This window comes from Pseudomonas sp. TR47, assembly GCF_044143025.1.
Lineage (GTDB): Bacteria > Pseudomonadota > Gammaproteobacteria > Pseudomonadales > Pseudomonadaceae > Aquipseudomonas > Aquipseudomonas putida_E.
The window spans coordinates 1-25,459 of sequence record NZ_JBHFCS010000040.1; the positions used below are offsets into that span (position 1 = coordinate 1).

27 protein-coding genes, 2 tRNA genes and 2 pseudogenes are annotated in these 25,459 nt (G+C 62.0%); 14 read left to right on the top strand and 17 right to left on the bottom strand.

Annotated elements, in window-relative coordinates; genetic code table 11:
• From ACEWE8_RS25260 to ACEWE8_RS25270, 3 genes and pseudogenes are all read right to left on the bottom strand, one after another.
• A pseudogene (locus ACEWE8_RS25260) lies at window positions 1-327 on the bottom strand (Arm DNA-binding domain-containing protein); the annotation flags it as partial.
• 162 nt (window positions 328-489) lie between these two features.
• Window positions 490-565: transfer RNA gene (locus ACEWE8_RS25265), tRNA-Thr, on the bottom strand.
• 98 nt (window positions 566-663) lie between these two features.
• A complete protein-coding gene (locus ACEWE8_RS25270; RefSeq protein ID WP_039604502.1) occupies window positions 664-918 on the bottom strand; it encodes a hypothetical protein in 255 nt (84 codons plus the stop codon).
• Between the two features lie 546 nt (window positions 919-1,464).
• Here ACEWE8_RS25270 and ACEWE8_RS25275 point away from each other — a divergent pair.
• A complete protein-coding gene (locus tag ACEWE8_RS25275) occupies window positions 1,465-1,740 on the top strand; it encodes a hypothetical protein (protein ID WP_046788292.1) in 276 nt (91 codons plus the stop codon).
• Window positions 1,737-2,009, top strand: a complete 273-nt coding sequence (locus ACEWE8_RS25280) for a DUF3077 domain-containing protein (protein ID WP_046788293.1) — start codon at window positions 1,737-1,739, stop codon at window positions 2,007-2,009. Before ACEWE8_RS25275 ends, ACEWE8_RS25280 begins: the two co-directional genes overlap by 4 nt.
• Before the next feature lie 284 nt (window positions 2,010-2,293).
• Here ACEWE8_RS25280 and ACEWE8_RS25285 read toward each other — a convergent pair whose 3' ends face one another.
• From ACEWE8_RS25285 to ACEWE8_RS25305, 5 genes are all read right to left on the bottom strand, one after another.
• Window positions 2,294-3,499 carry a methyltransferase gene (locus ACEWE8_RS25285; RefSeq protein ID WP_046788294.1) on the bottom strand — a complete coding sequence of 402 codons (1,206 nt, stop codon included), beginning with the start codon at window positions 3,497-3,499 and terminating at the stop codon, window positions 2,294-2,296.
• Between the two features lie 85 nt (window positions 3,500-3,584).
• Window positions 3,585-4,274 carry an ABC transporter permease gene (locus ACEWE8_RS25290; protein ID WP_046788295.1) on the bottom strand — a complete coding sequence of 230 codons (690 nt, stop codon included), beginning with the start codon at window positions 4,272-4,274 and terminating at the stop codon, window positions 3,585-3,587.
• Window positions 4,271-4,966 (bottom strand): ABC transporter permease, encoded by a 696-nt coding sequence (locus tag ACEWE8_RS25295; RefSeq protein WP_012316686.1) that lies wholly within the window; start codon window positions 4,964-4,966, stop codon window positions 4,271-4,273. Before ACEWE8_RS25295 ends, ACEWE8_RS25290 begins: the two co-directional genes overlap by 4 nt.
• Before the next feature lie 55 nt (window positions 4,967-5,021).
• Complete coding sequence (locus ACEWE8_RS25300; protein WP_115273105.1) at window positions 5,022-5,774, bottom strand: ABC transporter substrate-binding protein; 753 nt, start codon at window positions 5,772-5,774, stop codon at window positions 5,022-5,024.
• 11 nt (window positions 5,775-5,785) lie between these two features.
• Window positions 5,786-6,559 carry an ABC transporter ATP-binding protein gene (locus tag ACEWE8_RS25305; RefSeq protein ID WP_012316684.1) on the bottom strand — a complete coding sequence of 258 codons (774 nt, stop codon included), beginning with the start codon at window positions 6,557-6,559 and terminating at the stop codon, window positions 5,786-5,788.
• A 368-nt stretch (window positions 6,560-6,927) separates the two neighbouring features.
• On the opposite strand from ACEWE8_RS25305, the pseudogene ACEWE8_RS25310 reads away from it, so the two are divergent.
• A pseudogene (locus tag ACEWE8_RS25310) lies at window positions 6,928-7,146 on the top strand (GABA permease); the annotation flags it as partial.
• 171 nt (window positions 7,147-7,317) lie between these two features.
• Here the strand turns inward: ACEWE8_RS25310 and ACEWE8_RS25315 are convergent.
• Together ACEWE8_RS25315 and ppk2 are read right to left on the bottom strand one after the other, a co-directional pair.
• Window positions 7,318-7,761 (bottom strand): hypothetical protein, encoded by a 444-nt coding sequence (locus tag ACEWE8_RS25315; protein WP_039603031.1) that lies wholly within the window; start codon window positions 7,759-7,761, stop codon window positions 7,318-7,320.
• Window positions 7,762-7,873: 112 nt separating this feature from the next.
• On the bottom strand, window positions 7,874-8,863 hold the full coding sequence (gene ppk2 / locus ACEWE8_RS25320; RefSeq protein WP_046788297.1) for a polyphosphate kinase 2: 990 nt from the start codon (window positions 8,861-8,863) through the stop codon (window positions 7,874-7,876).
• 182 nt (window positions 8,864-9,045) lie between these two features.
• Here ppk2 and ACEWE8_RS25325 point away from each other — a divergent pair, with 182 nt between their 5' ends.
• Window positions 9,046-9,336 carry a type II toxin-antitoxin system RelE/ParE family toxin gene (locus tag ACEWE8_RS25325; protein ID WP_046788310.1) on the top strand — a complete coding sequence of 97 codons (291 nt, stop codon included), beginning with the start codon at window positions 9,046-9,048 and terminating at the stop codon, window positions 9,334-9,336.
• A 9-nt stretch (window positions 9,337-9,345) separates the two neighbouring features.
• The gene (locus ACEWE8_RS25330; RefSeq protein WP_046788298.1) at window positions 9,346-9,651 is read left to right on the top strand and encodes an addiction module antidote protein; all 306 of its coding nucleotides are present in this window, start codon (window positions 9,346-9,348) and stop codon (window positions 9,649-9,651) included.
• A 129-nt stretch (window positions 9,652-9,780) separates the two neighbouring features.
• Here ACEWE8_RS25330 and ACEWE8_RS25335 read toward each other — a convergent pair.
• The 4 genes from ACEWE8_RS25335 to ACEWE8_RS25350 form a co-directional block, all read right to left on the bottom strand.
• Window positions 9,781-9,856, bottom strand: a tRNA-Phe gene (locus tag ACEWE8_RS25335).
• Between the two features lie 90 nt (window positions 9,857-9,946).
• Window positions 9,947-10,219 (bottom strand): oxidative damage protection protein, encoded by a 273-nt coding sequence (locus ACEWE8_RS25340; RefSeq protein WP_012316680.1) that lies wholly within the window; start codon window positions 10,217-10,219, stop codon window positions 9,947-9,949.
• On the bottom strand, window positions 10,216-11,283 hold the full coding sequence (gene mutY / locus ACEWE8_RS25345; protein WP_046788299.1) for an A/G-specific adenine glycosylase: 1,068 nt from the start codon (window positions 11,281-11,283) through the stop codon (window positions 10,216-10,218). The genes ACEWE8_RS25340 and mutY overlap by 4 nt, the downstream gene beginning before the upstream one ends.
• Entirely contained in the window at window positions 11,280-13,523 is a 2,244-nt protein-coding gene (locus ACEWE8_RS25350; protein ID WP_046788300.1) for an AsmA family protein, read from the bottom strand. The genes mutY and ACEWE8_RS25350 overlap by 4 nt, the downstream gene beginning before the upstream one ends.
• Before the next feature lie 370 nt (window positions 13,524-13,893).
• Between ACEWE8_RS25350 and ACEWE8_RS25355 the strand changes: the two genes are divergently transcribed.
• The 6 genes from ACEWE8_RS25355 (at window position 13,894) to hisF (ending at window position 18,910) form a co-directional block, all read left to right on the top strand.
• Window positions 13,894-15,552, top strand: a complete 1,659-nt coding sequence (locus tag ACEWE8_RS25355) for an OFA family MFS transporter (RefSeq protein WP_046788301.1) — start codon at window positions 13,894-13,896, stop codon at window positions 15,550-15,552.
• Between the two features lie 233 nt (window positions 15,553-15,785).
• Window positions 15,786-16,379 carry an imidazoleglycerol-phosphate dehydratase HisB gene (hisB, locus tag ACEWE8_RS25360; RefSeq protein WP_012316676.1) on the top strand — a complete coding sequence of 198 codons (594 nt, stop codon included), beginning with the start codon at window positions 15,786-15,788 and terminating at the stop codon, window positions 16,377-16,379.
• Window positions 16,380-17,018, top strand: a complete 639-nt coding sequence (gene hisH, locus ACEWE8_RS25365) for an imidazole glycerol phosphate synthase subunit HisH (RefSeq protein WP_012316675.1) — start codon at window positions 16,380-16,382, stop codon at window positions 17,016-17,018. It abuts the gene before it with no gap.
• Window positions 17,019-17,279, top strand: coding sequence for a DUF2164 domain-containing protein (locus ACEWE8_RS25370; RefSeq protein ID WP_012316674.1), 261 nt, complete (start codon window positions 17,019-17,021; stop codon window positions 17,277-17,279). It abuts the gene before it with no gap.
• Between the two features lie 112 nt (window positions 17,280-17,391).
• Complete coding sequence (gene hisA / locus ACEWE8_RS25375) at window positions 17,392-18,129, top strand: 1-(5-phosphoribosyl)-5-[(5-phosphoribosylamino)methylideneamino]imidazole-4-carboxamide isomerase (RefSeq protein ID WP_012316673.1); 738 nt, start codon at window positions 17,392-17,394, stop codon at window positions 18,127-18,129.
• Between the two features lie 10 nt (window positions 18,130-18,139).
• Entirely contained in the window at window positions 18,140-18,910 is a 771-nt protein-coding gene (hisF, locus tag ACEWE8_RS25380; protein ID WP_012316672.1) for an imidazole glycerol phosphate synthase subunit HisF, read from the top strand.
• A gap of 111 nt (window positions 18,911-19,021) precedes the next feature.
• On the opposite strand, the gene choV is transcribed toward hisF, so the two are convergent.
• The 3 genes from choV to ACEWE8_RS25395 all read right to left on the bottom strand — a co-directional run bounded on the left by choV (window position 19,022) and on the right by ACEWE8_RS25395 (window position 22,074).
• The gene (gene choV, locus ACEWE8_RS25385; protein ID WP_046788302.1) at window positions 19,022-20,200 is read right to left on the bottom strand and encodes a choline ABC transporter ATP-binding protein; all 1,179 of its coding nucleotides are present in this window, start codon (window positions 20,198-20,200) and stop codon (window positions 19,022-19,024) included.
• Window positions 20,197-21,045 (bottom strand): choline ABC transporter permease subunit, encoded by an 849-nt coding sequence (gene choW / locus ACEWE8_RS25390; RefSeq protein WP_177010808.1) that lies wholly within the window; start codon window positions 21,043-21,045, stop codon window positions 20,197-20,199. The genes choV and choW overlap by 4 nt, the downstream gene beginning before the upstream one ends.
• Before the next feature lie 81 nt (window positions 21,046-21,126).
• On the bottom strand, window positions 21,127-22,074 hold the full coding sequence (locus ACEWE8_RS25395; protein ID WP_046788304.1) for a choline ABC transporter substrate-binding protein: 948 nt from the start codon (window positions 22,072-22,074) through the stop codon (window positions 21,127-21,129).
• Window positions 22,075-22,515: 441 nt separating this feature from the next.
• Between ACEWE8_RS25395 and ACEWE8_RS25400 the strand changes: the two genes are divergently transcribed.
• The 3 genes from ACEWE8_RS25400 to ACEWE8_RS25410 all read left to right on the top strand — a co-directional run bounded on the left by ACEWE8_RS25400 (window position 22,516) and on the right by ACEWE8_RS25410 (window position 25,388).
• Window positions 22,516-23,892, top strand: a complete 1,377-nt coding sequence (locus tag ACEWE8_RS25400) for an L-serine ammonia-lyase (RefSeq protein ID WP_046788305.1) — start codon at window positions 22,516-22,518, stop codon at window positions 23,890-23,892.
• Between the two features lie 39 nt (window positions 23,893-23,931).
• Window positions 23,932-24,189, top strand: coding sequence for a hypothetical protein (locus ACEWE8_RS25405; RefSeq protein WP_367904190.1), 258 nt, complete (start codon window positions 23,932-23,934; stop codon window positions 24,187-24,189).
• Between the two features lie 92 nt (window positions 24,190-24,281).
• Window positions 24,282-25,388: a GlxA family transcriptional regulator gene (locus tag ACEWE8_RS25410; protein ID WP_115273096.1), complete on the top strand. Its 1,107-nt coding sequence runs from the start codon at window positions 24,282-24,284 to the stop codon at window positions 25,386-25,388.
• The last annotated feature ends 71 nt before the right edge of the window (window positions 25,389-25,459 follow it).

Here is a 25,459-nt window from a genome sequence, read left to right on the forward strand (position 1 = left end):
GCAACGCTTTCGAACGTGCGGCCGTTGACCACGGCTTGTACCTTGGCTTGTTGCTTGGACTGGATAGGGTCGATGCCGTTGGCGAGTTGCTGTTTGAGCTCGAAGCGCTTGCGCCGAGCATCGGCCAGCCCCACTTCGGGGTAGCTGCCTAAAGAGGTGAGGCCTTCGCGGCCATCGGGTTTCACGTACCTGAGCCGCCAGCCTTTGCGGCCGTTGGGCTGTACGAGCAGGTAGAGGCCGTCGCCGTCGAAGAGTTTGTACTCGCGTTCGCGAGGTTTGGCTGTACGGCAGGCGGTGTCGCTGAGGGGGGGCGGTGGTCCTGGCCATAAGGGTACTTTCCAATATCGAATTGGTAGGTACCCTTAAATCTATCCTTATTCTCGCTGGTTGCCAGTGGAATCCGACAGAACGCCAAAACAAAAAAACCTGCCAGAAGGCAGGTTTTTCGGGGGTTCCAGCGATTTTGAAAGCCTTCGTTGGAACCTTGAATGGTGCCGGCACCAGGAATCGAACCCGGGACCTACTGATTACAAGTCAGTTGCTCTACCATCTGAGCTATACCGGCAATGGGGCGTCATTATAACGATCGGTTGGCGCCTGTAAACCACTTCCTTGCGATTGTTTGAAAATGACCTAAGTCACCGGCTTAAAAGGAGAAATTTCCTACCAGCCGCGGTGGATGGTGTTGACGTTGGGTTCGGTCTTGGCGGGGTTGAAGAACAGCTTGTCGTTGTCGCAACCACGCTTGCGGCAGGGGCTTTCTACGCGAAGGGGTAAGCCGTTGTCGCCGCCCAGCTGCATGCCGGGGGTGTTCCAGTCCAGGTTGCTGGTGTGCTGTGGCGTGGTGCCGCTGCCGTTGGAGCAGGCAGTCAGGGCCAGGGAGAGGGTCAGCAGGGCAAGGGATTTGGCGTGGGGCACGATGTCTAGGTCCGTTAGTCCATGTCGGTTCTGGCGCAACGCCAGACGATCGCGGGGCTGGCGGGGCAGCGCGCGACGTAGCTTTTTAATGATTTGGGGGACGGATCATACACCGTTGGGCCGGGCTCGCGGTGGATCGGCTTCGCATTGTGATGACTGTGCAGGCGTCTTCGCGGGTAAACCCGCCCCCAAAGTTGCGGTGGTGCTCTTTCGCTCGGAGCGCAGTTGTAAGGTATTTCTGAATCTGAAACCAAATGCTTCATGTTCGGTGGGTTTGGGAATTATCCTACGAGCGCTACCGAAGCTTCACTGTTGGCGGGGAAGTGCCCCAGGGATACCGTTCCTGGGTCGCCAATTCCTGGTGACCGGGTGTGAGAACCCGTTTGAATGTTTCGGCTGCTTTTTATGGTGACCGTGCACGGGCAGACCTCGGTCTGGCCGAGCTTCCTACATTCACTCGGTTTCTCACCCCGTGTTCGGTCGCCACCTCTTTTCTGTGAGAAGAATTGCGGTGGGGTTTCCTAAATGAATGTAGGGATCTCAAAAATGAAGAAAATCGTTCCAGACCCACCTCGTCCTCTCATCTCCACCCCGTACTTCACCATCCACAGCGATATCTCCCCACCCGACGCCATCGCCCACGCCGGCCAGCTTTTGCGTGTCGTAGTCGAAACCCTGGACGACCACTGCCGTGACCACGCAGGCGAGCCCGGCCTGAACCTGCTGGCAAACGCCAACCATGCGGCTTATTCGGCCTATGTGCTGATCCAGCATGCAAAGCGGCGTTTGGACGATGCGCAGGATGGGGAGTCGTTCACATGAGCCTTGAAACCAAGCCTCTCACCACAGCCGGTATCGAGACGTTCCTCGAAGTCGGCAACCCGCCCGTGGATCTCTTGCGCGTACAACCCGGCATTCCTGTGGATGACGCCTATGAACAGGTTTCGATATTGCTGGGCTACATCAAACACCTTGTGCGCGAAGGCGATATGGAGGATGACCACAAGCTACTGGGGGCCGCCGACTATCTCAGTGCGCTGGCCAAGGCACTGATGAACGATATCGAAATGGCGAAGAACAAGCTGCACTGAGTTGGAACGCACCTGTGGGGGCCGGGCAGCCGGCGCCCACAATCAGGCAGTGGCCGCACCAATCCAGCGCTGTTTGCCTAATCGAATTTTTGTTTATACACAAGAGGCATCAGCGCCGTGCGCGAAAGGCGTGCCGATACGCCGCACCGCTGGTCTTTGCGCAAAGGCCTGTTTTTACTGGGGTTGTAGCTGCGGCGGGAATAAGCCGAACATTTGAAATAGCGCTTGGATCCAACCATTCATCACAAGCTTGTTCACAGACTTATCCACAGGTTGTGCTGTGGCTAACGGTCGCGCTCGGCAAGCAACAGCAGGTTGCGTGGGGTGAGTGGATAATCGCAAAAGGTGCCCAGGCGTACGGCGTAGCCTTGCTCTTCAAGAAACAGTGCGCGCTCGAGCACCAGCCACATTTCCAGTGGCCTTCTGAACAGGTTGCGTACCCGTTCCAGGTTGCGCACCTGGGCAAGGCGCTGCCAGCCCTCTGCTTCCAAGGCATCCCAGTCGGGGTTGATGGTCAGTTCCAGCTCGCGCAGTTCGGCCAGGTCGCGGCAGTACTGCTCGAAAGGTTTGGCCAGCCAGGCAACCGGCAGCGACGGTGTGGGCAGGTATTCATCACGCTGGCGCTGGCGGCGCTGCAGCAGGTCGAAGCCCAGGCGCCTGGCCATGGAGCAGTCGCGCTGGTGGCGAACCCGGGCTCCGGCGGTCACGGTTTCGCTCAGCGGCAGGCCCAGGTCGAGGAGCGACAGCTGCAGCGCCGAGCGCTGCGCAGCTGTGGATAACGGCTGGTAGTGCTCGCCCTGGATGCGGTTGTAGCAGCAGGGCGCCACGGCGAGATGGCGGCAGCCTTGCTCACTGGCCACACGCAGCAAGTGCACATGCAGGTCGCCGCAGGCATGCAGGGCCACCACGCTCTTGTCGCTGCCGAGGTGGCGGCGGCTGCCCGCTGCCATGACGTCCTGGTGCACGTGGGTTGCCGGCAGCTGGTGGTGGTCACTCAGGGCTTGGCCGGCGCTGACCAGTTGGGCGTCGTACTCCAGGCAGGTCAGCTGCTGGCCGGGCTGCAGCAGGCGGCGGCCGAGGTAGCCTTTGCCTGAGCACCAGTCCAGCCAGTGGTGGGTCTGCGTGCGGAAGTTCAGGCGGCGGCTGAAGGCCTCGATCTGCTGCCACTTACGGCCCGGGACGTTGACGTCCAGGCGGTGTGCGGCGGGGGGCAGGCCGGTGTCGGGTAGCTCGCCCAGGGCGCTGAGCTGTTGGGCTTGCCGGGCAAGGTGTGGAAAAGGTGCGGGCACGCCCTGCGGGTCGAGGTTGGCTTCGGCATCGCTCAGGCTGCATTGGCGCAGGTGGGCGGACAGTGCGGGGTGTTCGGTTTCCCAGTCCAGGCGCAGGGTGGTGAAGGGCCTGGGTTTCCACAGCTGCTGGTGCTCGGTCAGGAACTGGTCGAGGGCCAGGAAGCGTTCGCGTAGTTGGTGGCTGTGGAGGAAAGGGGGCATGGGGCTTGGCACTGGTTGAGGTGAAGGGCCCCACCGCCATCAAGCCGGCTTGACGGCGGTGGGTTGCAGAGCAGCCCGTGGGGTTTTAACGCCCTTGGCAGGCATCCACCCGCAACCAGCGCTCCAGCAGCTTGAAGCCTTGCACCAGTACGAACGAGATCACCAGGTAGAACACCCCGGCAGCGAAGAAGATCTCCACCGGCAGGTAGGTACGGGCAATGATGGTCCGTGCCATGCCGGTCAGCTCCAGCAGGGTCACCGTACTGGCCAGGGCGCTGGCCTTGAGCATCAGGATCACTTCGTTGCTGTAGGCCGGCAGGCCGATGCGCGCAGCGCGGGGCAGCATGATGTAGAACAGCGTCTTGCCACGGGACATGCCCAGCGCTCGCGCCGCTTCAATTTCACCCTTGGGGATCGACTGCAGCGCGCCGCGCAGGATCTCGGCGATGTAGGCTGCGGTGTGCAGGGTCATGGTCAGCACCGTGCACCAGAACGGATCGCGCAGGTAGGGCCAGAGGCTGCTCGAACGCACCGCATCGAACTGCGCCAGGCCGTAGTAGACCAGGAACAGCTGCACCAGCAGGGGGGTGCCGCGGAAGAAGAAGATGTAGCTGAAGGGCAGGGCGCGCACGTACCAGTGCCGCGACGAGCGGGCGATACCCAGCGGGATCGCCAGGATCAGCCCGGCAACGACCGCGATGGCTACCAGTTCCAGGGTCAGGGTGGCACCCTGGGCCAGGCGCGGCAGCCACTTGATGATCACTTCCCAGTTCATTGTTCGGCCCTCGCAAAGCCGCGAGCGGCGCGTTTTTCCATGAAGTGCATGCCGGTCATGGCGACCACGGTCAGGCCCAGGTAGATGCAGGCCGCGACCATGTAGAAGGTGAACGGCTCTTTGGTCACGGTCACGCCGATCTGCGCGTGGCGCATGATTTCTTCCAGGCCGATCACCGACACCAGGGCGGTGTCCTTCATCAGGATCATGAACAGGTTGCCAAGGCCCGGCAGGGCGATGCGCCACATTTGCGGGAGGATGATCCGCGACAGGATGCGCGCTTTGGACAGGCCCAGCGCCAGGCCGGCTTCACGGTGGCCCTTGGGGATCGCCAGGATGGCGCCACGGAATACTTCAGTGGCGTAGGCGCCGAAGCACAGGCCCAGGGCGATCACGCCGGCGGCGAAGGCGCTGAGTTCCAGGCCGGGCATGTTGAGGGCTTCGCCGAGGCTGTTCATCAGGCCGACGGTGCCGAAATAGATAAGCAGAACCCATAGCAGTTCGGGCACGCCGCGAACCAGGGTCGAGTAGAAGCCGCCAAGCCATTGCAGTGGCTTGAGCGGGGAGGTTTTGGCCAGGGCGCCGAGCAGGCCCAGGACCAGCCCCAGCAGCAAGGCGCAAAGCGCCAGTTTTACGGTCATCAGGGTGCCAGCCGCCAGGGCCGGACCGAATCCGTGCAGGTCGATATTCATGGGCAGGGTCGTTCTAGGGACCGGCGCGCCGCAAGGGCGCGCTGGTCGGGGCGAATCATTCGATGCTGAATGGGAAGTACTTGTCGTTGATCTTCTTGTACGTTCCGTCAGCCTTGATTTCTGCCAGGGCTTTGTTCAGCTTCTCGCGCAGCGGGTCACCCTTGCGTACGGCGATGCCGATCTTGTCGCTGTCGACCACAGGTTCGCCTTTGAACTCGAAGTTCATGCCGTCCTTGCTCTTGAGCCACTCGTACTGCACGTACTTGTCGGCCAGGATGCCGTCCACTCGGCCAGAGATCAGGTCGAGGTAGGCGTTTTCCTGGGTGTCGTACAGCTTGATGTCGATGTCGCTGCCGTAGGTGTCTTCCAGCCAGGTACCGGCCAGGGTGGCGCGCTGGGTGCCGATGATCTTGCCTTTGAGGTAGCTCGCGTCGGTCTTGAAGTCGACGTTCTTCGGCGCGATGAACTGCAGCTTGTTGGAGTAGTACGGGTCGGTGAAGTCGACAGCCTGCTTGCGCTCGTCGGTGATCGACAGCGACGACACCAGGAAGTCGAACTTCTTGGCGTTGAGGGCCGGGATGATGCCGTCCCAGTCGGAGGTGACGACCGAGCACTCGACTTTCATCTTGGCGCACAGGGCGTCACCGATGTCTTTGTCAAAGCCGACCACGTTACCGCTGGCGTCCTTGTTGTTGAACGGCGGGTAGGCCGCCTCGATACCCATGCGCAGTTTTTCTGCAGCCATGGCGTTGGCCGAAAACACCAGCGTGGCGGCAGCTGCCAGGAGGAATTTCTTGTAAGTCTGCATGTGTTGCTCCGTTAGCGGTGGCTGGACATGAATTGCTTGCAACGCGCCGAGGTCGGGTTTTCGAAGACCTGCTGCGGCGATCCTTGCTCTTCAACCAGGCCCTGGTGCAGGAAAACCACTTCACTGGACACCTGGCGGGCAAAGTTCATCTCGTGCGTCACCAGCAGCATGGTACGGCCTTCTTCGGCCAGTGCGCGGATAACGTTAAGCACTTCCTGGACCATTTCCGGATCGAGCGCCGAGGTTGGCTCATCGAACAGGATGACTTTAGGCCGCATGGCCAGGGTGCGGGCGATGGCAGCACGCTGCTGCTGGCCACCGGAAAGCTGGGCGGGGTAGCTGTGGCGCTTGTCGTAGATGCCGACCTTGTTCAGCAGGGCCTCAGCGGCTTCGGTGGCTTCGGCCTTGCTCTGGCCGAGCACGCGGCGTGGCGCCTCGATGATGTTGTCGAGGATCGACATGTGTGGCCACAGGTTGAAATTCTGGAAGACGAAGCCGATCTCGCTGCGCAGGCGATTGATCTGGCGGTTGTCGGCAGCGATCAGGTCGCCGTTCTTGGCGGCCTTGAGCTTGAGAGCCTCACCGGCAACCAGGATTTCGCCCTGGTGCGGGTTTTCCAACAGGTTGATGCAGCGCAGCAGGGTGGACTTGCCGGAGCCGGATGATCCCAGAATGGAGATCACGTCACCGTCACGCGCGGTCAGCGAAATGCCCTTGAGAATTTCCTGGTCGCCGTAGCGTTTGTGCAGGTTGCGGATTTCCAGCGCGGGCGTGGCCTGGGCCATGTGCGGTCCTCATGTGTTCGGGTGCGTTCCCAGCTGTTGGCGGCCTTCCTGGCGTGCGCCAAGCTAGCATAGCGGCATCAGGGCGGCCAACAGGGTCGCAAGGGGCTTTGGTCAATGCTGGGGCAGTTTGTCGCATCGCTGCAGCGCAACGTCGCGCAGATGTCCGCAAGGGTCTCGCCCAGCTCCATAGCCTTGATGAAAAAAGGCGCGATGGTGCCAGCTTTGGGCAGCACTGGGAAGCGCTTTTGGGCTATTTGCGGCTAAAGGCGCTGTCGCTGGCGAGTATTCGGGGTTACCCGACAACAGGCCTATCCAAGTGGAGGGTTGTACCACAGGGTTGCACTTTGATGCCTTGCAACAGTGCAAATGCGCGCGGTGAAACGATCGACTTCAAGATGTGGCTGTTCCCGGGCCTGACCTGGGCGAGCATTGCTTTCATCGTTGCCGTGCTGGTGGTGATGGCGCTGCGTGAGGATCACCGTGCGCAGATCATCGCGACTGCGCTGCTGAGCATTGGGGTGGTTGCGGCTGGCTTGCTGGTGCACCGCAAGCGCCAGGCTGCCGGGCGGGTGGCGCTGGATAACTGATCCGCGCTGGCTGTAATGAAAAGGCCGCGTCCTGTGTAGGGTGCGGCCTTTTTTTGTTTGCCTGGTCTGGCCCTATCGCCGGCAAGCCAGCTCCCACAGGTACCCCGCTGCTCTCAAGCTCAGCGCAAACCCAGTGGGAGCCGGCTTGCCGGCGATAGGGCCGGTGAGCATTCAGCCGAACTGTTTCTGCTGCTGTTGCTGCTTGGCCACCAGTTCGGAAGCAGCGATATAGGCTTCCTGGAACTCGTCGCTTTCCAGCCAGGCCATGGTGGTGTCTTCGTCGGCGCCATCGAGCCAGGTGCGGTAGGCGTTGAACACCAGCACGATGTAGTCGGTGGCGTGCTCTTCCTTGTGGCCCTTGAGCACCAGTGCCAGCAGCGGGTCGACCAGGAACACCGAGATCATCGAGACCAGGCTGGTCTCCTGGGCGGCCTTCATCTTCACGAACAGCTCTTTATAGCTGTCGGTCTCCATGGCCTTGTTGAACACCTGCTCGATGCTGGCGCTGTCACCGGCGCTGGCTTTCACTGCCTGGCCACTGCGTACCATGCGGTTTTGCTTGGCTTTGCTGGCGGCGCGTTTGGCGCGTTTCTGTTGCTTGGTATTGGTGGCCATGGGGCTGGAAATCCTTGGGGGCGAAAATGTGCGTATTGAATCGCACTTGCCGAGCAAACCCAAGCGTTGCTAGCGCCCGGCAGACCGGAGCACCCCTTGCAGGCCCCGGCCTTCAACTGTCGAGCGCAGGCCCTTCATCCTCCTCGAACCCGCGCGAAGCCCGGCCAACCAGCAAGTCATCCGGCGCGTACGCCACGCTGGGGTCCTTGCCCGGGTAATCCAGCGAATGCAGGAAATGCCGGATGCAGTTGATCCGTGCGCGCTTCTTGTCATCGGACTTGATCACCGTCCACGGTGCATCGCCAGTGTCGGTGTGGAAAAACATCGCCTCCTTGGCGGCGGTGTAGTCCTCCCATTTATCCAGCGACTTGATGTCGATGGGCGACAGCTTCCAGTGCTTGAGCGGGTCGTCCCGGCGCGAGATGAAGCGGCGTAACTGCTCTTCGCGGTTCACCGAGAACCAGTACTTGAACAGCAGGATGCCGCTGTTGCACAGCATGCGCTCCAGGTCCGGCGCCTGGCGCATGAACTCCAGGTACTGCAGCGGTGTGCAGAACTCCATGACTTTCTCGACCCCGGCGCGGTTGTACCAGGAGCGGTCGAAGAACACCATTTCACCGGCCGTGGGCAGGTGCTGGATATAGCGCTGGAAATACCACTGGCCCTTTTCCTGCTCGGAAGGTTTCTCCAGGGCGACGATGCGCGCACCCCGCGGGTTCAGGTGCTCCATGAAGCGCTTGATGGTGCCGCCCTTGCCTGCCGCATCCCGCCCTTCGAAAAGCACCACCACGCGCTGGCCAGTGTCCTTGACCCAGCTTTGTACCTTCAGCAGCTCGATCTGCAGCGCGTGCTTGGCCTTCTCGTATTCCTGGCGGCGCATGCGGGTCGGGTAGGGGTAGCTCGCCGGCAGGCGGGCAGAGGTGCTGTCCTCGTTGCTGCCTTTCGGCGCGCTGGCCACTTCCAGTGCGGCGGGTTCCTGGCTGACCTGGGTGATGGATGGCTCAGGTTTGCGCTGGCGGGCGCGGCGGGCGCGAGGCTTTGGTGTGGTGCTGGGCGTCGGTTCGGCGGGGGCGGGGAGCAGGAGGGGGGATTCTTCGCTCATGGAGGTCCTTGCGAGGTCGATTCGAATGTTCGCCTGCAATTGTGGGTTTGAGCCAGAGAGGGGGCGTTGATGCTGGTCAACGGAGCGCAGAAGGCCCGCAGGTTGGGCGTGGCGGTATTTGCAAAAATAGCTTGAAACAGGTCCGGATTGATGTAGTGTTAACTGTGGTTTACATTTTTGTCATGCACACTCTAATTCAAACCGATACATATAAAAGGTGGTTCGCTGCTCTGCGGGATGCTCGCGCACAGGCTCGTATCAATGTGCGGCTGCGTCGGGTCGAGCTTGGAGTGATGGGTGACTGTAAGCCGGTTGGGGAAGGCGTATCCGAGCTTCGGATTGACTATGGTCCAGGCTATCGGGTGTATTTCGTTCAACGAGGCTATGAGGTGATCATTCTTTTGGCAGGCGGCGACAAGGCTAGCCAGGGGAAAGACGTCAAATCCGCACTCAAACTGGCACGCGATCTGTAGGAGGCCGCCATGACTGATACCAAGCTGACCAAGTGGGATGCCGCAGACTACTTGAGGACCGAGGAAGACGTGGCCTTGTACCTTGAGGCCTGTCTTGAGGAAAACGACCCGACGTTGCTCGCTGCCGCATTGGGCGATATCGCCCGTGCCCGCGGGATGGCGCAGTTGGCGCGTGACACTGGCCTTACTCGCGAAGGGCTTTACAAGGCGTTGTCTGCAGAGGGTAATCCCAGCTTGGCGACCATCATGAAAGTGATGGCAGCACTGGGGGTGAAGCTGCATGCTGAGGTTGTGCGCCCTCAAACCAGCGGATGAAAGGTGGGAGGCAAATCATGAATGTGACTCTGCCGGTCTTCATGCTAAATCCCAGACAACAAAAAACCCGCACTAGGCGGGTTTCTTGTTGTCGCTTCGGGTAACTTTGCAACCACCAGAAGCTGAAGGTGGTGCCCAGAGACGGAGTCGAACCGCCGACACGAGGATTTTCAATCCTCTGCTCTACCGACTGAGCTATCTGGGCGACGAGGTGAATTAAATAGATTTCCAGACCGCTCGTCAACGACTTTTTGAAAAAATTTTAAATTAATTCCGTCGCTTACGATTTTTGGGGTCATTCGGCCGGTGGAACGTAACCTTCCGCCTGCGCGTAATCTTCGCCGGCGAAAAACTTGTCCATCTCGCCCTGAAGGTACTTGCGGTCCTCGGCGTTCATCATGTTCAGGCGCTTCTCGTTGATCAGCATGGTCTGGTGCTTCTGCCAGTCGGCCCAGGCTTGCTGCGAGATGTGCTCGAAGATGTCCTGGCCCTTGGCGCCGGGGTAAGGCGGGCGCTCCAGGCCTGGCAGTTGTTCTTTGTATTTGCGGCACATCACGGTGCGGGTCATCGGGCATCTCCTGCAATCAGTTCGTCGGCCGCGCGTTTGAGCAGCTTTTTGACCGGGGCGGCGAGGCCCAGGCGCGGCGGGGTGGCGAGGTTATACCAGAGCCAGTCGGCCTCGGCCACGTGCTGGCCGACCGGGTCGACACGCACCAGCCATGGCTCGATCGCCAGCTGGAAATGGCTGAAGGTATGGGTCAGGCCGTCCAGCGCGCGGCTTTCGGCCAGGCGCAGGCCATGCTGGTAGGCCAGGTCATCGAGCTGCTCGATGGCGTCCAGCTCGGGCAGGCTCCACAGGCCACCCCAAAGGCCACTGGACGGGCGGCGGTAAAGCAGGATGGCGCCTTCATGGTTGGCCAACAGCGGCATCAGGGTGCGCCGCTGGGGCAGGGCCTTGCGCGGTTTGGGCTCGGGGTAGCGCGTTTCCTCGCCGTGCAAGTGCGCTTCGCAGCCGCTGCGCACTGGGCACAGCAGGCAACTTGGCTTGCTGCGGGTGCACAGCGTGGCGCCCAGGTCCATCATCGCCTGGGTGTAGTGGTTGGCGCGCTGTTGCGGGGTAAAGCGCTCGGCAGTGGCCCACAGGGCATTGGCCACCTTCGGTTCGCCCGGGTAGCCGGCCTGGGCGGTAAAGCGGGCCAGCACGCGTTTGACATTGCCGTCCAGGATCGGCGCACGGATACCCATGCTGATGCTGGCAATGGCACCGGCGGTGGAGCGGCCGATACCTGGTAGCTCGGTAAGCTGTTCGACACTGCGCGGGAACTCGCCGCCGTGTTGCTCGACGACGATCCTGGCGGCCTTCTGCAGGTTGCGTGCACGGGTGTAGTAACCCAGGCCGGTCCACAGGTGCAGCACCTCGTCTTCCGGGGCGTCGGCCAGCGCCTGCACGGTGGGCAGGGCCTGCATGAAGCGGTCGAAGTAGTTCAGCACGGTGCTGACCTGGGTCTGTTGCAGCATGATTTCCGACACCCACACCCGGTAAGGGTTGATGCCCTGTTGCCAGGGCAGGTCGTGTCGGCCGTGCTGGTCGTACCAGTCCAGCACGGCGCTGGAGAACTGCGCAGGGCTCATCGCTTGAACAGCCCCTTGAGCGCGTCTTTCAATTCTGGGCTCACTTTGTCTCCGAGTTTTTCATCGAGCTTTTCATCGATCTTGTCTTTGAGGCGGTTGCCGGCCAGTTTGGCGGCAACCTTGCCCAGGCCGTCCTGGTCCAGGCGGCAGGCCTTGGCGCCAAGCTCCAGCGGGCCACGGCAACGCAGCGGCAGTTCGACGCCGACGTAACGCTCGTTGACCTGGCAGGCCGGGTCGGGCATGGCACGCTGATCACCTTCGACGATCACGCCGACGTTGTAGTCCATGCCCAGCACGCGCAGGTCAAGGTCGCCGTGGCCGTTGACGGTAAGGCCTGGGATGCGCGCCTTGAGGTCCGGGTTGCTGGCCACGCCGTTGCGCACCACCAGACTGCCGCGCAGTTCTTCGAACGGCGTGTCCTTGCCGCGTGGTTCGCCGCTGAGCGTCTTGCGGTTGAGCGTGGCGATGGCCTGGCAGAGCTGCTGTTCCAGGTTGGCGTTGACCAGCACGCCGTCGTTGATGGTGAAGTTTGCATTGCCGTTGAGGGTGTCCACCAGTGCCTTCTGGCTGTTACCGGTGGCTGTCAGGTCGCTGGTCAGGGTCAGCAGGCCTTTGACCGGCGGTGCCTGGTCTTTGTCTTCAGCCTTGATGAAGTGCTCCACCGGCACGCGGTTGATCTTGGTATTGACACCGATCTGCGGCACGGCTGGGCGTACATCGACGGTGCCCTTGGCTTCGAAACTGCCGTCGTAAAGGCCACCGCGCAAGGTTTGCAAGGTGATCAGGCCGCCCTGGCCGTTCGCTTGCAGCTGCGCGTCGCTGATCGGCAGCTTGTCCAGGGTCAGTGAGCCGAAGGCCAGGTCGGCCTGCAGGTCGAGCGTGCGAAGGCGGTCCACCGGCAGCAGCTTGTCGTTGCTCCAGGCAACCTGGGTGGGCGCGTTTGGCAGCGGCGAACTGCCGGCACCGGCGATGGCGCTGGCTTCCTGTTGCTTGACCTCGTTCTGGCGCGCTGCGGTGGCACCCTTGGCTGCTTCGCTCTTGGCCGGCATGTAGCGGTCGGCGTCGAACTTGTCGGCCTTGAGCTGCACGCGCAGGGCTTGCTTGGCAAAGTCCTCGACGGCAACGCGGCCGCTGAAGGTGCTGTCGTCGAGTTTTACGGCGAGGTCTTCCAGGGCCAGGCTGCTTGGCGTGCCCTGCAGGCGGCTGACCAGCTCCAGCTTGTTGAAGGCGGCGGGGTCGTTGGTGGCCGGCAGCGGATGGCCGACGCCATCGAGGAAGGTGCGCAGGTCGAACTGGGCGATGGACAGCCCACCGCTGAGCTGCGGCGTCTTGTCCAGGTCGCGCAGGTTCAGCTCGCCAAGGGCGCGCAGCTGGTTGGCCGAGATTTTCAGGCCGTTCCAGGAGGCGACGTTGGCTGCCATGTCGACCAACAGCTGGCCTTGGGCCGCGAAGGTCATGGTCTTGCCGGCCAGAGGCTCGCCCGAGGTTTCGCCAGACAGGCGCATGTCCTCGAAGTTGTAGCGCTTGAGCTTGCGGTCAAAGCGCAGCTCGCCGGCAAGTTCGGTGCGTGCCTTCATGTTCGGCTGGCTTGCGCTGAGGAAGGCGCTGGCCTTGAGCGGGATGTTCGCGCCCTCGTGAATCGGGCCGGTGCTCAGCTGGATGCTTTCGGCGCTGTAGCTCTGGCCGGTCTTGGCATCGCTGAAGTGCACACGGGCGTTGTTCACGGTCAGGCTGTCGATGTCGAGCTTGACCGCACGTTCGCTGCTGCCCTCTGCAGGTGCGCCGGGCTGCTCGGCAGGCGCAGGTGCACTGGCGGTTGGGTCGGTTTGCGCAGGCAGCGGCTTGCCGATGTCTTCCCAGTTGCCATGGCCCTGTTCATCACGGTTCAGGGTCAGGTTGAGGCCTTCGACGCGCACATCGCTCATCTGCACTTCACGGCGCAGCAAGGGCAGCACGCGTACCGACAGGCCAAGCATCTGCAGGTCGGCGAACGGTTCCTTGGGCTTGTTCAGGGTGGCGATGCTGGCTTCGTGAAGCTCCAGGCCCAGCCACGGGAACAGGCTCCAGCCGATGTCGCCATTGAGGGTCAGCTCGACGTGGGCCTTGTCGCGCGCCAACTGGCGGATCTCGTCTTTATAGTCGTTGGGATCGAAGAGGTGGGTCAGGGCGAAGCCCAGCGCCACGATGATCAGCAGCAACCCGAGAAGCCCCAGTCCCAGGAGTTTGCCGAACGCTTTCATGGGCGAGTCCTTGTAGTCCGTATTTGATTTTCAAGCGCCAGAGTATAGCGCCGCAGTGGTATGCCCAGAGTATTCGACAAGAGATACAGAGCATTTCCTACCAATTGATCAGGTGTTGTGGCTTTCGACAGTTGTGGTTTGGGCAGTTCCTTTTTGCTGACTTGGCAGCAATACCGATTCAGCCGGGCAAAAAATAACGATATCAGATTGCTTTCATGTCATAGGCGAACTGGTACTCTTTCGCCGCCTGCGAAGCGGCCGCGACGTATTGTCGCGGGACGTTGCCCTGAAACGGCCGAGCCTTACGTGCAACCAGAAGAGCCGGGCATTCAATGCGCATGCATCGTCTACCTACATAAGGATCACATCCATGAACAGCAGTATCACGGCAGGAGCGGTGGCCAGCGCGCCAAGCTTCCTGTCGAAGGAGCGCATCATCGCCCGCCCGGGCTTCAACCGCTGGTTGGTACCCCCGGCCGCGTTGGCCATCCACCTGTGCATCGGCATGGCCTACGGTTTTTCCGTCTTCTGGCTGCCGCTGTCCCAGGCCATCGGCATCACGGCCCCGGTAGCGTGCTCGGCGGACATGGGCTTCATTGCCCGCATGTTCAGCGCCGAGTGCGACTGGCCCATTTCCATGCTGAGCTGGATCTACACCCTGTTCTTCGTGTTCCTCGGTTGCTCGGCAGCGGTGCTGGGCGGTTGGCTGGAACACGCCGGGCCGCGCAAGGCTGGCCTGGTGTCGGCCCTGTGCTGGTGCGGCGGCATGCTGATTTCGGCAATTGGCGTGAAGACCCACCAGCTATGGCTGATGTGGCTGGGCTCCGGCGTGATCGGCGGTATTGGCCTGGGCCTGGGCTACATCTCGCCGGTTTCGACCCTGATCAAGTGGTTCCCGGACAAGCGCGGCATGGCCACTGGCATGGCGATCATGGGCTTTGGCGGCGGCGCCATGGTCGGTGCACCGTTGGCCACTGCGCTGATGGGGCACTTCGGCAATGAGCATGAAGTGGGTGTGTGGCAGAGCTTCGTGGTGATGGCGGCGATCTACTTCGTGTTCATGACCGCTGGCGCCCTGGCGTACCGCGTGCCGCCGACCGGCTGGAAGCCTGAAGGCTGGACCGCGCCGGTGAAGAAAGCCAATGCGATGGTCACCGACCGTCACGTGCACGTCAGCGTTGCCTGGAAAACCCCGCAGTTCGCGCTGATCTGGCTGGTGCTGTGCCTGAACGTTTCTGCGGGCATCGGCATCCTGGGCATGGCGTCGCCACTGCTGCAGGAAGTGTTTGCCGGCAAACTGCTGGGCAACGAGCTGCGCTTCAGCGAGCTGAACGCTGCACAATTGGCGCAGATTGCCGCCATTGCCGCTGGCTTCACCGGCCTGCTCAGCCTCTTCAACATCGGCGGGCGGTTCTTCTGGGCATCGTTCTCGGACTACATCGGCCGCAAGAACACCTACTTCGCCTTCTTCGCCTTGGGTGTGGGCCTCTACAGCCTGGTGCCGAACATGGGCCACCTGGGCAACGTGGCACTGTTCGTAGCGGCGTTCTGCATCATCCTGTCCATGTACGGCGGTGGTTTCGCCACAGTGCCGGCCTACCTGGCCGACCTGTTCGGTACGCAGATGGTCGGTGCCATCCACGGTCGCCTGTTGACGGCCTGGGCCGCTGCCGGCGTGCTGGGCCCGGTGCTGATCACTTACCTGCGTGAGTACCAGCTGGCGGCGGGTGTGGAACGTGCGGCGGCTTATGACATGACCCTGTACATCCTCGCTGGCCTGCTGGTGCTGGGCTTTGTCTGCAACCTGCTGGTGCGCCCGGTGGCCGACAAGCACTTCATGAGCGATGCCGAGCTTGCGGCCGAGCGTGCCCTGAGCCACGACAAAGGCGCCGACGGCGCGCGTTCGCTGGAGTGGCACGCTGCACCTGGCAGCCTGCCGCTGGTGCTGATCGCTTGGGCGGTGGTGGTGATTCCGCTGGCCTGGGGGGTGTGGATTACCCTGCAGAAGACGGCGGTGTTGTTCCACTGAGGTGCATGACAGCCAGCTGACTGGCTGGCTGTGATGGCCTCATCGCCGGCAAGCCGGCTCCTGCAAGCTTCTCCACCAAGCATGAGTTTTGTGGAGGCCTCTGGGGGCCGGCTTGCCGGCGATCGGGCTGCGGAGCAGCCCCTTGCAATGCCATATGTCATCCGCGTTCCAAGCTTGAGCGTTCTGGGCCTATAATGGAGCCCTTTTCGCCCAATGATTTTGCGGAGCTGGTGATGGTCGAACGTAAGGCTTCCGTCGAGCGCAATACCCTGGAAACCCAGGTCAAGTGCTCGATCAACCTCGATGGCAGTGGCAAGGCCCGATTCGATATCGGCGTGCCTTTCCTTGAACACATGCTCGACCAGATTGCCCGACACGGGCTGATCGATCTGGATATCGAGTGCAAGGGTGACCTGCATATCGACGATCACCATACCGTCGAAGACGTCGGTATCACGCTGGGCCAGGCATTCGCCCAGGCCATCGGTGACAAGAAAGGCATCTTCCGTTACGGCCATGCCTATGTGCCGCTGGACGAAGCGCTGTCGCGTGTGGTCATCGACTTCTCCGGCCGCCCAGGCCTGCAGATGCACGTGCCGTACACCCGCGCCACCGTTGGCGGCTTCGATGTCGACCTGTTCCAGGAGTTCTTCCAGGGCTTCGTCAACCATGCCTTGGTTACCCTGCACATCGACAACCTGCGTGGCCACAACACCCACCACCAGATCGAAACCGTGTTCAAGGCCTTTGGTCGTGCCCTGCGCATGGCCGTGACCCAGGACGAGCGCATGGCCGGGCAGATGCCATCGACCAAGGGATGCCTGTAAATGCAGACGGTAGCCGTAATCGACTATGGCATGGGCAACCTGCACTCGGTAGCCAAGGCGCTCGAGCACGTCGGCGCCGGCAAGGTGCTGGTCACCAGCGATGCTGCGGTGATTCGCGAGGCTGACCGTGTGGTGTTCCCCGGCGTGGGCGCGATTCGCGACTGCATGGCCGAAATCCGCCGCCTGGGCTTCGACAGCCTGGTGCGTGAAGTCAGCCAGGACCGGCCGTTCCTGGGCATCTGTGTCGGCATGCAGGCGCTGCTGGACCACAGCGAAGAAAACGACGGTGTCGACTGCATCGGCCTGTTCCCTGGCCAGGTGCGCTTCTTCGGTAAAGACCTGCAGGAAGGTGGTGAGCACCTGAAAGTGCCGCACATGGGCTGGAACGAAGTCACCCAGGCCGTCGACCACCCGCTGTGGCACGACATCTCTGATCGTGCGCGCTTCTATTTCGTGCACAGCTACTACATCAATGCCGGCAAGCCGGGCCAGGTGGTCGGTCGCGGCCATTATGGCGTCGACTTCGCTGCCGCGCTGGCCGAGGGTTCGCGCTTTGCCGTGCAGTTCCACCCGGAGAAGAGCCATACCCATGGCCTGCAGCTGCTGCAGAACTTCGTCGCCTGGGACGGGCGCTGGTAAATGAGCAGGTCGAAGACCAAGGCCCCCGTCATCACCCTGGCCCCCGAGCAGGAGCGCGAAGCGCTCGACACCCTCAAGCGCTTCCTCGAAGACCGCTTCGAGCTGCAGCTGGGGTCGTTCGAGGTGGCCGAGGTCCTCGACGTGTTCAGCAAAGAGATTGCACCCCATTACTACAACAGGGCGATTGCCGATGTTCAGCTGCACCTCAAGGAGCGGTTCGAGAGCATCGAGAGCGACCTGTGGGCGTTGGAAAAAAGCTGAAAGCTTCAAGCCTCAAGCTGCAAGCCAAAGCTGGACCGCCATCGAAAACACGACGCGCATGCTTGCAGCTTGTCGCTTGCAGCTTGCCGCTTGAATTGACGAAGGAAAGAGCATGCTGATTATCCCCGCTATCGATCTGAAGGACGGTGCCTGCGTGCGCCTGCGCCAGGGCCGCATGGAAGACTCCACGGTATTTTCCGACGACCCGGTGAGCATGGCCGCCAAGTGGGTCGAGGGTGGTTGCCGCCGCCTGCACCTGGTCGACCTCAACGGCGCCTTCGAAGGCCAGCCGGTCAACGGTGAGGTGGTCACTGCCATCGCCAAGCGTTACCCGAACCTGCCGATCCAGATCGGCGGCGGCATCCGGTCGCTGGAAACCATCGAGCACTACGTCAAGGCCGGCGTCAGCTATGTGATCATCGGCACCAAGGCAGTCAAGCAGCCAGAGTTCGTCGCCGAAGCGTGCAAGGCCTTCCCCGGCAAGGTCATCGTCGGCCTGGACGCCAAGGACGGTTTCGTCGCCACCGACGGCTGGGCTGAAGTGAGCTCGGTGCAGGTCATCGACCTGGCCAAGCGTTTCGAGGCCGATGGCGTCTCGGCGATCGTCTACACCGACATCGCCAAGGACGGCATGATGCAGGGTTGCAACGTGCCATTCACCGCGGCGCTGGCAGCGGCCACCTCGATCCCGGTGATCGCCTCGGGCGGCATCCACAACCTGGGTGACATCAAGACCCTGCTGGACGCCAAGGCTCCAGGCATCGTCGGTGCCATCACTGGCCGTGCCATCTACGAAGGCACCCTCGATGTTGCCGAGGCCCAGGCCTTCTGCGACAACTATAAAGGCTGAGGACTGAACCATGGCACTGGCCAAGCGCATCATCCCTTGCCTGGACGTGGACAACGGCCGGGTGGTCAAGGGCGTCAAGTTCGAGAACATTCGTGATGCCGGCGACCCGGTGGAAATTGCCCGTCGCTACAACGAGCAGGGTGCCGACGAAATCACCTTCCTCGACATCACCGCCAGCGTCGATGGCCGCGACACCACCCTGCATACCGTCGAGCGCATGGCCAGCCAGGTGTTCATCCCGCTGACCGTGGGCGGTGGCGTGCGTACCGTGCAGGACATCCGCAACCTGCTCAATGCCGGTGCCGACAAGGTTTCGATCAACACCGCTGCGGTGTTCAACCCAGAGTTCGTGGGTGAGGCTGCCGACCGTTTCGGTTCGCAGTGCATCGTGGTGGCCATCGATGCCAAGAAGGTGTCAGCGCCCGGTGAAGCGCCGCGCTGGGAAATCTTCACCCATGGTGGGCGCAAGCCGACCGGGCTGGACGCCGTCGAGTGGGCGAAGAAGATGGAAGGCCTGGGGGCCGGTGAGATCCTGCTGACCAGCATGGACCAGGACGGCATGAAGAACGGTTTTGACCTGGGCGTGACCCGCGCCATCAGCGATGCGCTGGGCATTCCGGTGATCGCTTCGGGTGGTGTGGGTAACCTGCAGCACCTGGCCGACGGGATTCTGGAAGGGCATGCCAGCGCGGTGCTGGCGGCGAGCATCTTCCACTTCGGTGAGTACACGGTGCCGGAGGCCAAGGCCTATATGGCTGCACGCGGTATCGTCGTTCGCTGATGGATTGTTGGGAGGGCTTTGCCCTCCTTTCGCGACACAAGGCCGCGCCTACAGATCCCCGGTAGGAGCGGCCTTGTGTCGCGAAAGGGCCGCACAGCGGCCCCAGTTGCATCACCCGTGGTTCTTGCCAAGCAACGCGTGGTAGAGCTCGGTGTCCCCAAGTATCCCCACCACCTTGTCGTTATCCTGCAGCACCAGCTTGTTGCCGGTCTGGTAACGGATCTGCAGCGCCTCGCGCATGCCGATATCGGCGTTGACCAGCGTAGGCCGGCGTTCCAGCAACTCGACATCCTCCCCTGGCGCCCAGTTCTGCAGGTCCAGCCCGTTCTGCCCCTGGCGTGCACGCTTGAGCGAGCCGCCTTCGCCCAGGTCCAGCCACGAGTCGATGCCTGGGTCCAGGCACACCGAACCGTTGATCCGCTTGCAGTTGTCCAGGGTGCGCATCAGGCTGCGGCCGCACAGCACGTTCAGCGGGTTGGTGTGGGCCACGAAGGTGCGCACATACTCGTCCGCCGGGTTGAGCACGATCTCCTCGGGCTTGCTGTACTGGATGATCCGCCCGTCCTTCATGATGGCGATGCGGCTGCCCAGCTTGAGCGCTTCATCCAGGTCGTGGCTGACGAACACGATGGTCTTGTTGAGCTTGCGCTGCAGCTCCAGCAGCTCGTCCTGCAGGCCCTGGCGGATCAGCGGGTCGAGGGCCGAGAACGGTTCGTCCATCAGCAGTATGTCGGCGTCCATGGCCAGCGCCCGGGCCAGGCCCACGCGCTGCTGCATGCCGCCGGAGAGTTCGTCCGGCTTCTTGTTGCGCCACTGGGTCAACCCCACCAGCTCGAGCTTCTCGTCCACCAGCTTGCGCCGTTCCTTTTCAGGGCGGCCCTGCATTTCCAGGCCAAAGCTGATGTTCTCGCGCACCGTCAGCCAGGGCATCAGGGCGAACTTCTGGAACACCATGGCGATGCGCTTGGTGCGCATCATCTTGAGCTCCGCCGGGGTGCAGTGGGCAATGTCGATGTGCTGGCCTTCGTGCTCGACGAACAGCTTGCCGCGGCTGACGGTGTTCAGGCCGTTGATGCAGCGCAGCAGGCTCGACTTGCCCGAACCGGACAAGCCCATCAGCACACAGATCTCGCCCTTGTTGATGTCCAGGTTGGCCTTTTCGACGCCGACCACAAGGCCGGTCTGCTTGAGGATCTGCTCGCGGGTCTTGCCCTGGTCGAGTAGTGCCAGGGCCTCGCGCGGCTTGTTGGAGAAGATGACGTCGACGTCTTCGAAACGAATGATGCTCATGCTTCACCCCTTGCCGTGACTTCCGGTTGCTTGCAGATACGGTCGAGCATGATGGCCAGCAGTACGATCGCCAGGCCCGCTTCGAAGCCCAGGGAAATATCGGCGGTGTTCAGTGCGTTGACCACGGGTTTGCCCAGGCCGTCGGCACCCACCAGGGCGGCGATCACCACCATCGACAGCGACAGCATGATGCACTGGGTGACACCGGCGGCGATGCTGGGCATCGCGTGGGGCAGTTCGATGCGGGTCAGCAACTGGCGCCGCGAGCAGCCGAAGGCCTTGCCGGCGTCCAGCAGCTCCTGCGGGACGTCGCAGATGCCCAGATAGGTCAGGCGAATCGGCGCGGCGATGGCGAACACCACCGTGGAGATCAGCCCAGGCACCACACCCAGGCCGAACAGGGTCAGGGTAGGGATCAGGTAAACGAAGGTCGGCACCGTCTGCATCAGGTCGAGCACCGGGCGCATCACGGTGTAGAACATCGGTTTGTGCGCAGCGACGATACCCAGCGGCACGCCGATGGCCACACAGACCACGGTGGCAAAGGTGACTTGTGCCAGGGTTTCCATGGTCTCCTGCCAGTACCCCAGGTTGAGGATCAGCAGAAAGGAGAGGGCGACGAACACCGTCAGTGCCCATTTACGCTGGATCAGGTGCGCGAGGGCGGCGAACAGGGCGATGAGGACGAACGGGTTGAACCAGGTCAAGGTGCTGGTGACGCCATGGATCATGAATTCCAGGCCTTGGGCGATGGCGTCGAAGTAATCGGCGCCATTCTGGGTCAGCCATTCGACGAATGACGCGATGTACTGACCCAGGGGTATTTTCTGATCGATAAGCATGATAGCGAGCTTCCACCTGCAAAGATTGAAATCAGTCCGGGGCGGGCACGGTCCCGCCCCGCGGTGTTGCCTTGGCGTCTTGCGTTATTGCGTCAGTTTGGCTTTGGCCGCCTCAAGGCCGGGTTTGCCGTCCACGGTGGTCACCCCGGCGAGCCAGGCGTCCAGCTTGCCTGGGTTGTCCTTGAGCCACTTCTTGGCAGCTGCCTCGGGTTTCATCTTGTCGTCCAGGACATAGCCCATCATGGTGCTTTCATCCTTGAGCTCGAACGACAGGTTCTTGAGCAGTTGCCCTACGTTGCTGCACTCCTGCACATAGCCCTTGCGGGTATTGGTCAGCACGGTTGCCTTGCCCAATTCGGGGCCGAAAAAGTCGTCCCCGCCGGTCAGGTACTGCATCTTGAAGCGGGTGTTCATCGGGTGAGGTTCCCAGCCGAGGAACACGATCGCCTCCCCGCGCTTCTGCGACCTGTCGACCTGGGACAGCATGCCGGCTTCACTGGACTGCACGATCTTGAAACCGGCGTCCTTCAGGCCGAAGGCGTTCTTGTCGATCATGCTCTGGATGGTGCGGTTGCCGTCGTTGCCCGGTTCGATGCCGTAGATCTTGCCGTCCAGTTCCTTCTTGAACTTGGGAATGTCGGCAAAGTCCTTGAGGCCCTTGTCGTACAGCGACTGGGGCACGGCCAAGGTGTACTTGGCGTTTTCCAGGTTGGCCCGCACGGTTTCGACAGTACCGGCATCACGGTACTGCTTGATGTCGTTTTCCATGGTCGGCATCCAGTTGCCGAGAAACACGTCCAGGTCCTTGCCGGTGGCCAGCGACTTGTAGGTCACCGGTACCGAAATCATGGTGGTGTGGGTCTTGTAGCCCAGTGCTTCGAGCACAACGCTGGTGGTCGCGGTGGTTACCGTGATGTCGGTCCAGCCGACATCAGAAAAACGTACCGTCTGACACTGCTCGGGTTCTGCGGCCTGGGCCAGCAAGGGGGCGGACAGCAACGCGGCCAGCAACAGCGAGGGTGAACCTTTCATGGATGGACTCCTGTGATTTTATCTTCGGGTTCGCGAGGGCTGCCGGGCTTTCTCAGGGTCCGGTCAACCAGGCCTGCAGAGGGCAGGATGCGAGGCCGTGCAATACGAGTCGCTTTTGATAATCCACCAGCGCCGGGCAATCGCCTACTGGTGGGGTCGTAACCAGTACGGAACGGGTCGCTTTGAGTACTGGCGATGTCGCATATGGCTTTTTCCTCCCCTGCCTGCGTATTTTTCCGTCATCAGAGCGCCCGAAAGCGGCGCACATACAGCTCAAACAGCGCGGCGCTGCTGGACAAAAGTACGTCGGTTGCAGACGGCGAAGGGGGGCGTAAAAGCCCGATGATGCGTGCATTCGTGGCGGCTCGCAGCTTCAGCCTAGCAGTTGCCCCGCCCTGCGCATGGCGCGCAGAGACAAGCCCAGCAAGAGGTGTAGCGACAATGGCCATCAGCGTGTTCGACCTGTTCAAGATCGGAGTCGGGCCCTCCAGCTCCCATACCGTCGGCCCCATGCGTGCAGGTGCCCTGTTTGTCCAAGGGCTGCGTGAGCGCGGCGAGCTTGAGCAGGTGAAAAGGGTGCAGGTGCGGTTGTACGGTTCGCTGTCGGCCACCGGTATTGGCCACGGCTCTGACCACGCCACCATCATGGGCCTGATGGGCGAATGGCCGGACGCCATCGACCCGGCCCAGATCGTCCCACGCATCGCAGACCTGCGCGAAACCAACACCCTGAAGCTGGATAACCGGTTGCCCATCGAATTCGTCTGGGCCCGTGACATGCTGCTGCTGGACGAGAACCTGCCGTACCACCCCAATGCCATGACCCTGATCGCCGAAGGCGAGCAGGGCGAGCTGCACCGTGATACCTACTACTCGGTGGGAGGTGGTTTTGTGGTCGACGCCGCCCAGGCCGCCAGTGGTGTGCTGGATGCCGACCAGACGGTGCTGCCGTACGATTTCAACAGTGCCGCAGAGCTGCTGCGCCTGTGCAAGCAAAACGACCTCAGCGTGTCGCAATTGATGATGGCCAACGAGAAGGTCTGGCGCAGCGAGCAAGAGATCCGCGCCGGCCTGCACACGCTCTGGCAAGCCATGCAGGAATGCGTGCACAACGGCCTCAAGCATGAAGGCACGCTGCCCGGCGGGCTGAACGTGCGCCGCCGCGCCGCCAGGCTGCACCGCAGCCTGCAGGAGATCGGCAAGCCCAATGTGATCGGCTCGACCATGAGTGCCATGGAGTGGGTCAACCTGTTCGCCCTGGCGGTCAACGAAGAGAACGCCGCGGGCGGGCGCATGGTCACTGCGCCCACCAATGGCGCGGCTGGCATCATCCCGGCGGTGCTGCACTACTACATGCGCTTCAGCGATGAGGTCGACGAGTCCAACGTGGTCGACTTCTTCCTGGCCGCCGCCGCAGTGGGCATCCTTTGCAAGAAGAACGCATCGATTTCAGGTGCCGAAGTGGGTTGCCAGGGTGAGGTAGGTTCGGCGTGCGCCATGGCGGCGGCGGGCCTTGCCGAGGTGCTGGGGGCGACCCCGCCGCAGGTGGAGAACGCCGCCGAGATCGCCCTGGAGCACAACCTTGGCCTGACCTGCGACCCGGTCGGTGGCCTGGTGCAGGTGCCTTGCATCGAGCGCAATGCCATTGCGGCTGTAAAAGCCATTAACGCTGTGCAGATGGCCTTGCGCGGTGACGGCGAGCACTTCATCTCCCTGGACCAGGTGATCCGCACCATGCGCGACACCGGCGCCGACATGCATGACAAGTACAAAGAGACCTCGCGCGGCGGCCTGGCGGTCAGCGTCATCGAATGTTGATGCGCTGACTGTGCGCTACGCTCGTCAGGACGCCCCGTTTTGGGGCGTCTTCGCATCAGCCGATCGTCGGGTGTCGCGATCAGTGTTGCCATTGTCGGTGACACTAAACAGTGTCGTTTCTGGGCAACCTGCCTTGAGCGTGTCACCAATTTGCTCATAAGTGACACGCAAAGGCGCTGGCCCGCCGGTTTTGGTTTTTTACACAACCCGACCGCCGAGCCGGAATTGCTGAAAAAAGGCGTCGTTTTTGGGTTTTTTTGGATGGCCGTTCAATTTCAGGCACGGCCCTTGCGTTGAGATTGGTAAAGCCCCCGCACATGAACCGGGGCCATGACAAAAAATAGTGCCCGCCTGAGGCACACCCTGTATTTGTGTGAGGAGAAATCGCGATGACGTCGTACACCTCCGGGAATCCAACCCAGAACCGCACAGCACCCCAGTCCATCGGGTTTCTCCTACTGGACAACTTCACCCTGATTTCCCTGGCATCGGCCGTCGAGCCGCTGCGCATGGCCAACCAGCTTTCGGGCCGTGAGCTGTATCGCTGGCACACGCTGACCGTCGATGGCGGCCAGGTCTGGGCGAGCGATGGCTTGCAGATCACCCCGGACGCCGCCATCGCCAACGCCCCTCCCATCGACACCGTGATCGTCTGCGGTGGCGTCGGTATCCAGCGTTCGGTCACCCGTGAGCATGTCACCTGGCTGCAGGCCCAGGCCCGTCAGTCGCGCCGTTTGGGCGCTGTGTGTACCGGCAGCTGGGCGCTGGCCTGTGCCGGCCTGCTCGACGGTTTCGACTGCAGCGTGCATTGGGAATGCCTGGCGTCGATGCAGGAGGCATTCCCGCGGGTCAACATGAGCACTCGCCTGTTCACCCTCGACCGCAACCGCTTCACCAGCTCTGGCGGCACCGCGCCGCTGGACATGATGCTGCACCTGATCAGCCGCGATCATGGTCGCGAACTGTCGGCGGCCATTTCGGAGATGTTCGTCTACGAGCGCATTCGCAACGAACAGGACCACCAGCGCGTGCCGCTCAAGCACATGCTGGGCACCAACCAGCCGAAGCTGCAGGAAATCGTCGCGCTGATGGAGGCCAACCTGGAAGAGCCGATCGACCTCGACGAACTGGCCGTGTACGTGGCCGTGTCACGTCGCCAGCTTGAGCGCCTGTTCCAGAAGTACCTGCATTGTTCGCCGTCGCGCTATTACCTCAAGCTGCGCCTGATTCGCGCGCGGCAATTGCTCAAGCAGACCCCGATGTCGATCATCGAAGTGGCCTCGGTGTGCGGCTTCGTGTCCACCCCGCACTTCTCTAAGTGCTACCGCGAGTACTTCGGCATACCGCCGCGTGATGAACGAGTAGGTTCGAATACTGCACAACAGGTAGCGATGATGCCGATTCCGCAGGCCATGACTCTGTCGCCGCACAGCGGGCCGATGGCTGCATTGAGCCAGGCGCGCAACGAGTCGACCTTTGCCAGTGTGAGGCTCTGACGTCCCGGGGCTGCTTTGCAGCCCAATCGCCGGCAAGCCGGCTTGTATGGTAGGACTCGAAGGGGTGGGTG

Excerpts from the sequence above, each read along its gene's own strand:
- ACEWE8_RS25275 (WP_046788292.1), top strand. The coding sequence starts at position 1,465 with ATGAAGAAAATCGTTCCAGACCCACCTCGTCCTCTCATCTCCACCCCG.
- ACEWE8_RS25280 (WP_046788293.1), top strand. The coding sequence starts at position 1,737 with ATGAGCCTTGAAACCAAGCCTCTCACCACAGCCGGTATCGAGACGTTC.
- ACEWE8_RS25285 (WP_046788294.1), bottom strand. The coding sequence starts at position 3,499 with ATGCCCCCTTTCCTCCACAGCCACCAACTACGCGAACGCTTCCTGGCC.
- ACEWE8_RS25290 (WP_046788295.1), bottom strand. The coding sequence starts at position 4,274 with ATGAACTGGGAAGTGATCATCAAGTGGCTGCCGCGCCTGGCCCAGGGT.
- ACEWE8_RS25295 (WP_012316686.1), bottom strand. The coding sequence starts at position 4,966 with ATGAATATCGACCTGCACGGATTCGGTCCGGCCCTGGCGGCTGGCACC.
- ACEWE8_RS25300 (WP_115273105.1), bottom strand. The coding sequence starts at position 5,774 with ATGCAGACTTACAAGAAATTCCTCCTGGCAGCTGCCGCCACGCTGGTG.
- ACEWE8_RS25305 (WP_012316684.1), bottom strand. The coding sequence starts at position 6,559 with ATGGCCCAGGCCACGCCCGCGCTGGAAATCCGCAACCTGCACAAACGC.
- ACEWE8_RS25315 (WP_039603031.1), bottom strand. The coding sequence starts at position 7,761 with ATGGCCACCAATACCAAGCAACAGAAACGCGCCAAACGCGCCGCCAGC.
- ppk2 (WP_046788297.1), bottom strand. The coding sequence starts at position 8,863 with ATGAGCGAAGAATCCCCCCTCCTGCTCCCCGCCCCCGCCGAACCGACG.
- ACEWE8_RS25325 (WP_046788310.1), top strand. The coding sequence starts at position 9,046 with ATGCACACTCTAATTCAAACCGATACATATAAAAGGTGGTTCGCTGCT.
- ACEWE8_RS25330 (WP_046788298.1), top strand. The coding sequence starts at position 9,346 with ATGACTGATACCAAGCTGACCAAGTGGGATGCCGCAGACTACTTGAGG.
- ACEWE8_RS25340 (WP_012316680.1), bottom strand. The coding sequence starts at position 10,219 with ATGACCCGCACCGTGATGTGCCGCAAATACAAAGAACAACTGCCAGGC.
- mutY (WP_046788299.1), bottom strand. The coding sequence starts at position 11,283 with ATGAGCCCTGCGCAGTTCTCCAGCGCCGTGCTGGACTGGTACGACCAG.
- ACEWE8_RS25350 (WP_046788300.1), bottom strand. The coding sequence starts at position 13,523 with ATGAAAGCGTTCGGCAAACTCCTGGGACTGGGGCTTCTCGGGTTGCTG.
- ACEWE8_RS25355 (WP_046788301.1), top strand. The coding sequence starts at position 13,894 with ATGAACAGCAGTATCACGGCAGGAGCGGTGGCCAGCGCGCCAAGCTTC.
- hisB (WP_012316676.1), top strand. The coding sequence starts at position 15,786 with ATGGTCGAACGTAAGGCTTCCGTCGAGCGCAATACCCTGGAAACCCAG.
- hisH (WP_012316675.1), top strand. The coding sequence starts at position 16,380 with ATGCAGACGGTAGCCGTAATCGACTATGGCATGGGCAACCTGCACTCG.
- ACEWE8_RS25370 (WP_012316674.1), top strand. The coding sequence starts at position 17,019 with ATGAGCAGGTCGAAGACCAAGGCCCCCGTCATCACCCTGGCCCCCGAG.
- hisA (WP_012316673.1), top strand. The coding sequence starts at position 17,392 with ATGCTGATTATCCCCGCTATCGATCTGAAGGACGGTGCCTGCGTGCGC.
- hisF (WP_012316672.1), top strand. The coding sequence starts at position 18,140 with ATGGCACTGGCCAAGCGCATCATCCCTTGCCTGGACGTGGACAACGGC.
- choV (WP_046788302.1), bottom strand. The coding sequence starts at position 20,200 with ATGAGCATCATTCGTTTCGAAGACGTCGACGTCATCTTCTCCAACAAG.
- ACEWE8_RS25395 (WP_046788304.1), bottom strand. The coding sequence starts at position 22,074 with ATGAAAGGTTCACCCTCGCTGTTGCTGGCCGCGTTGCTGTCCGCCCCC.
- ACEWE8_RS25400 (WP_046788305.1), top strand. The coding sequence starts at position 22,516 with ATGGCCATCAGCGTGTTCGACCTGTTCAAGATCGGAGTCGGGCCCTCC.
- ACEWE8_RS25410 (WP_115273096.1), top strand. The coding sequence starts at position 24,282 with ATGACGTCGTACACCTCCGGGAATCCAACCCAGAACCGCACAGCACCC.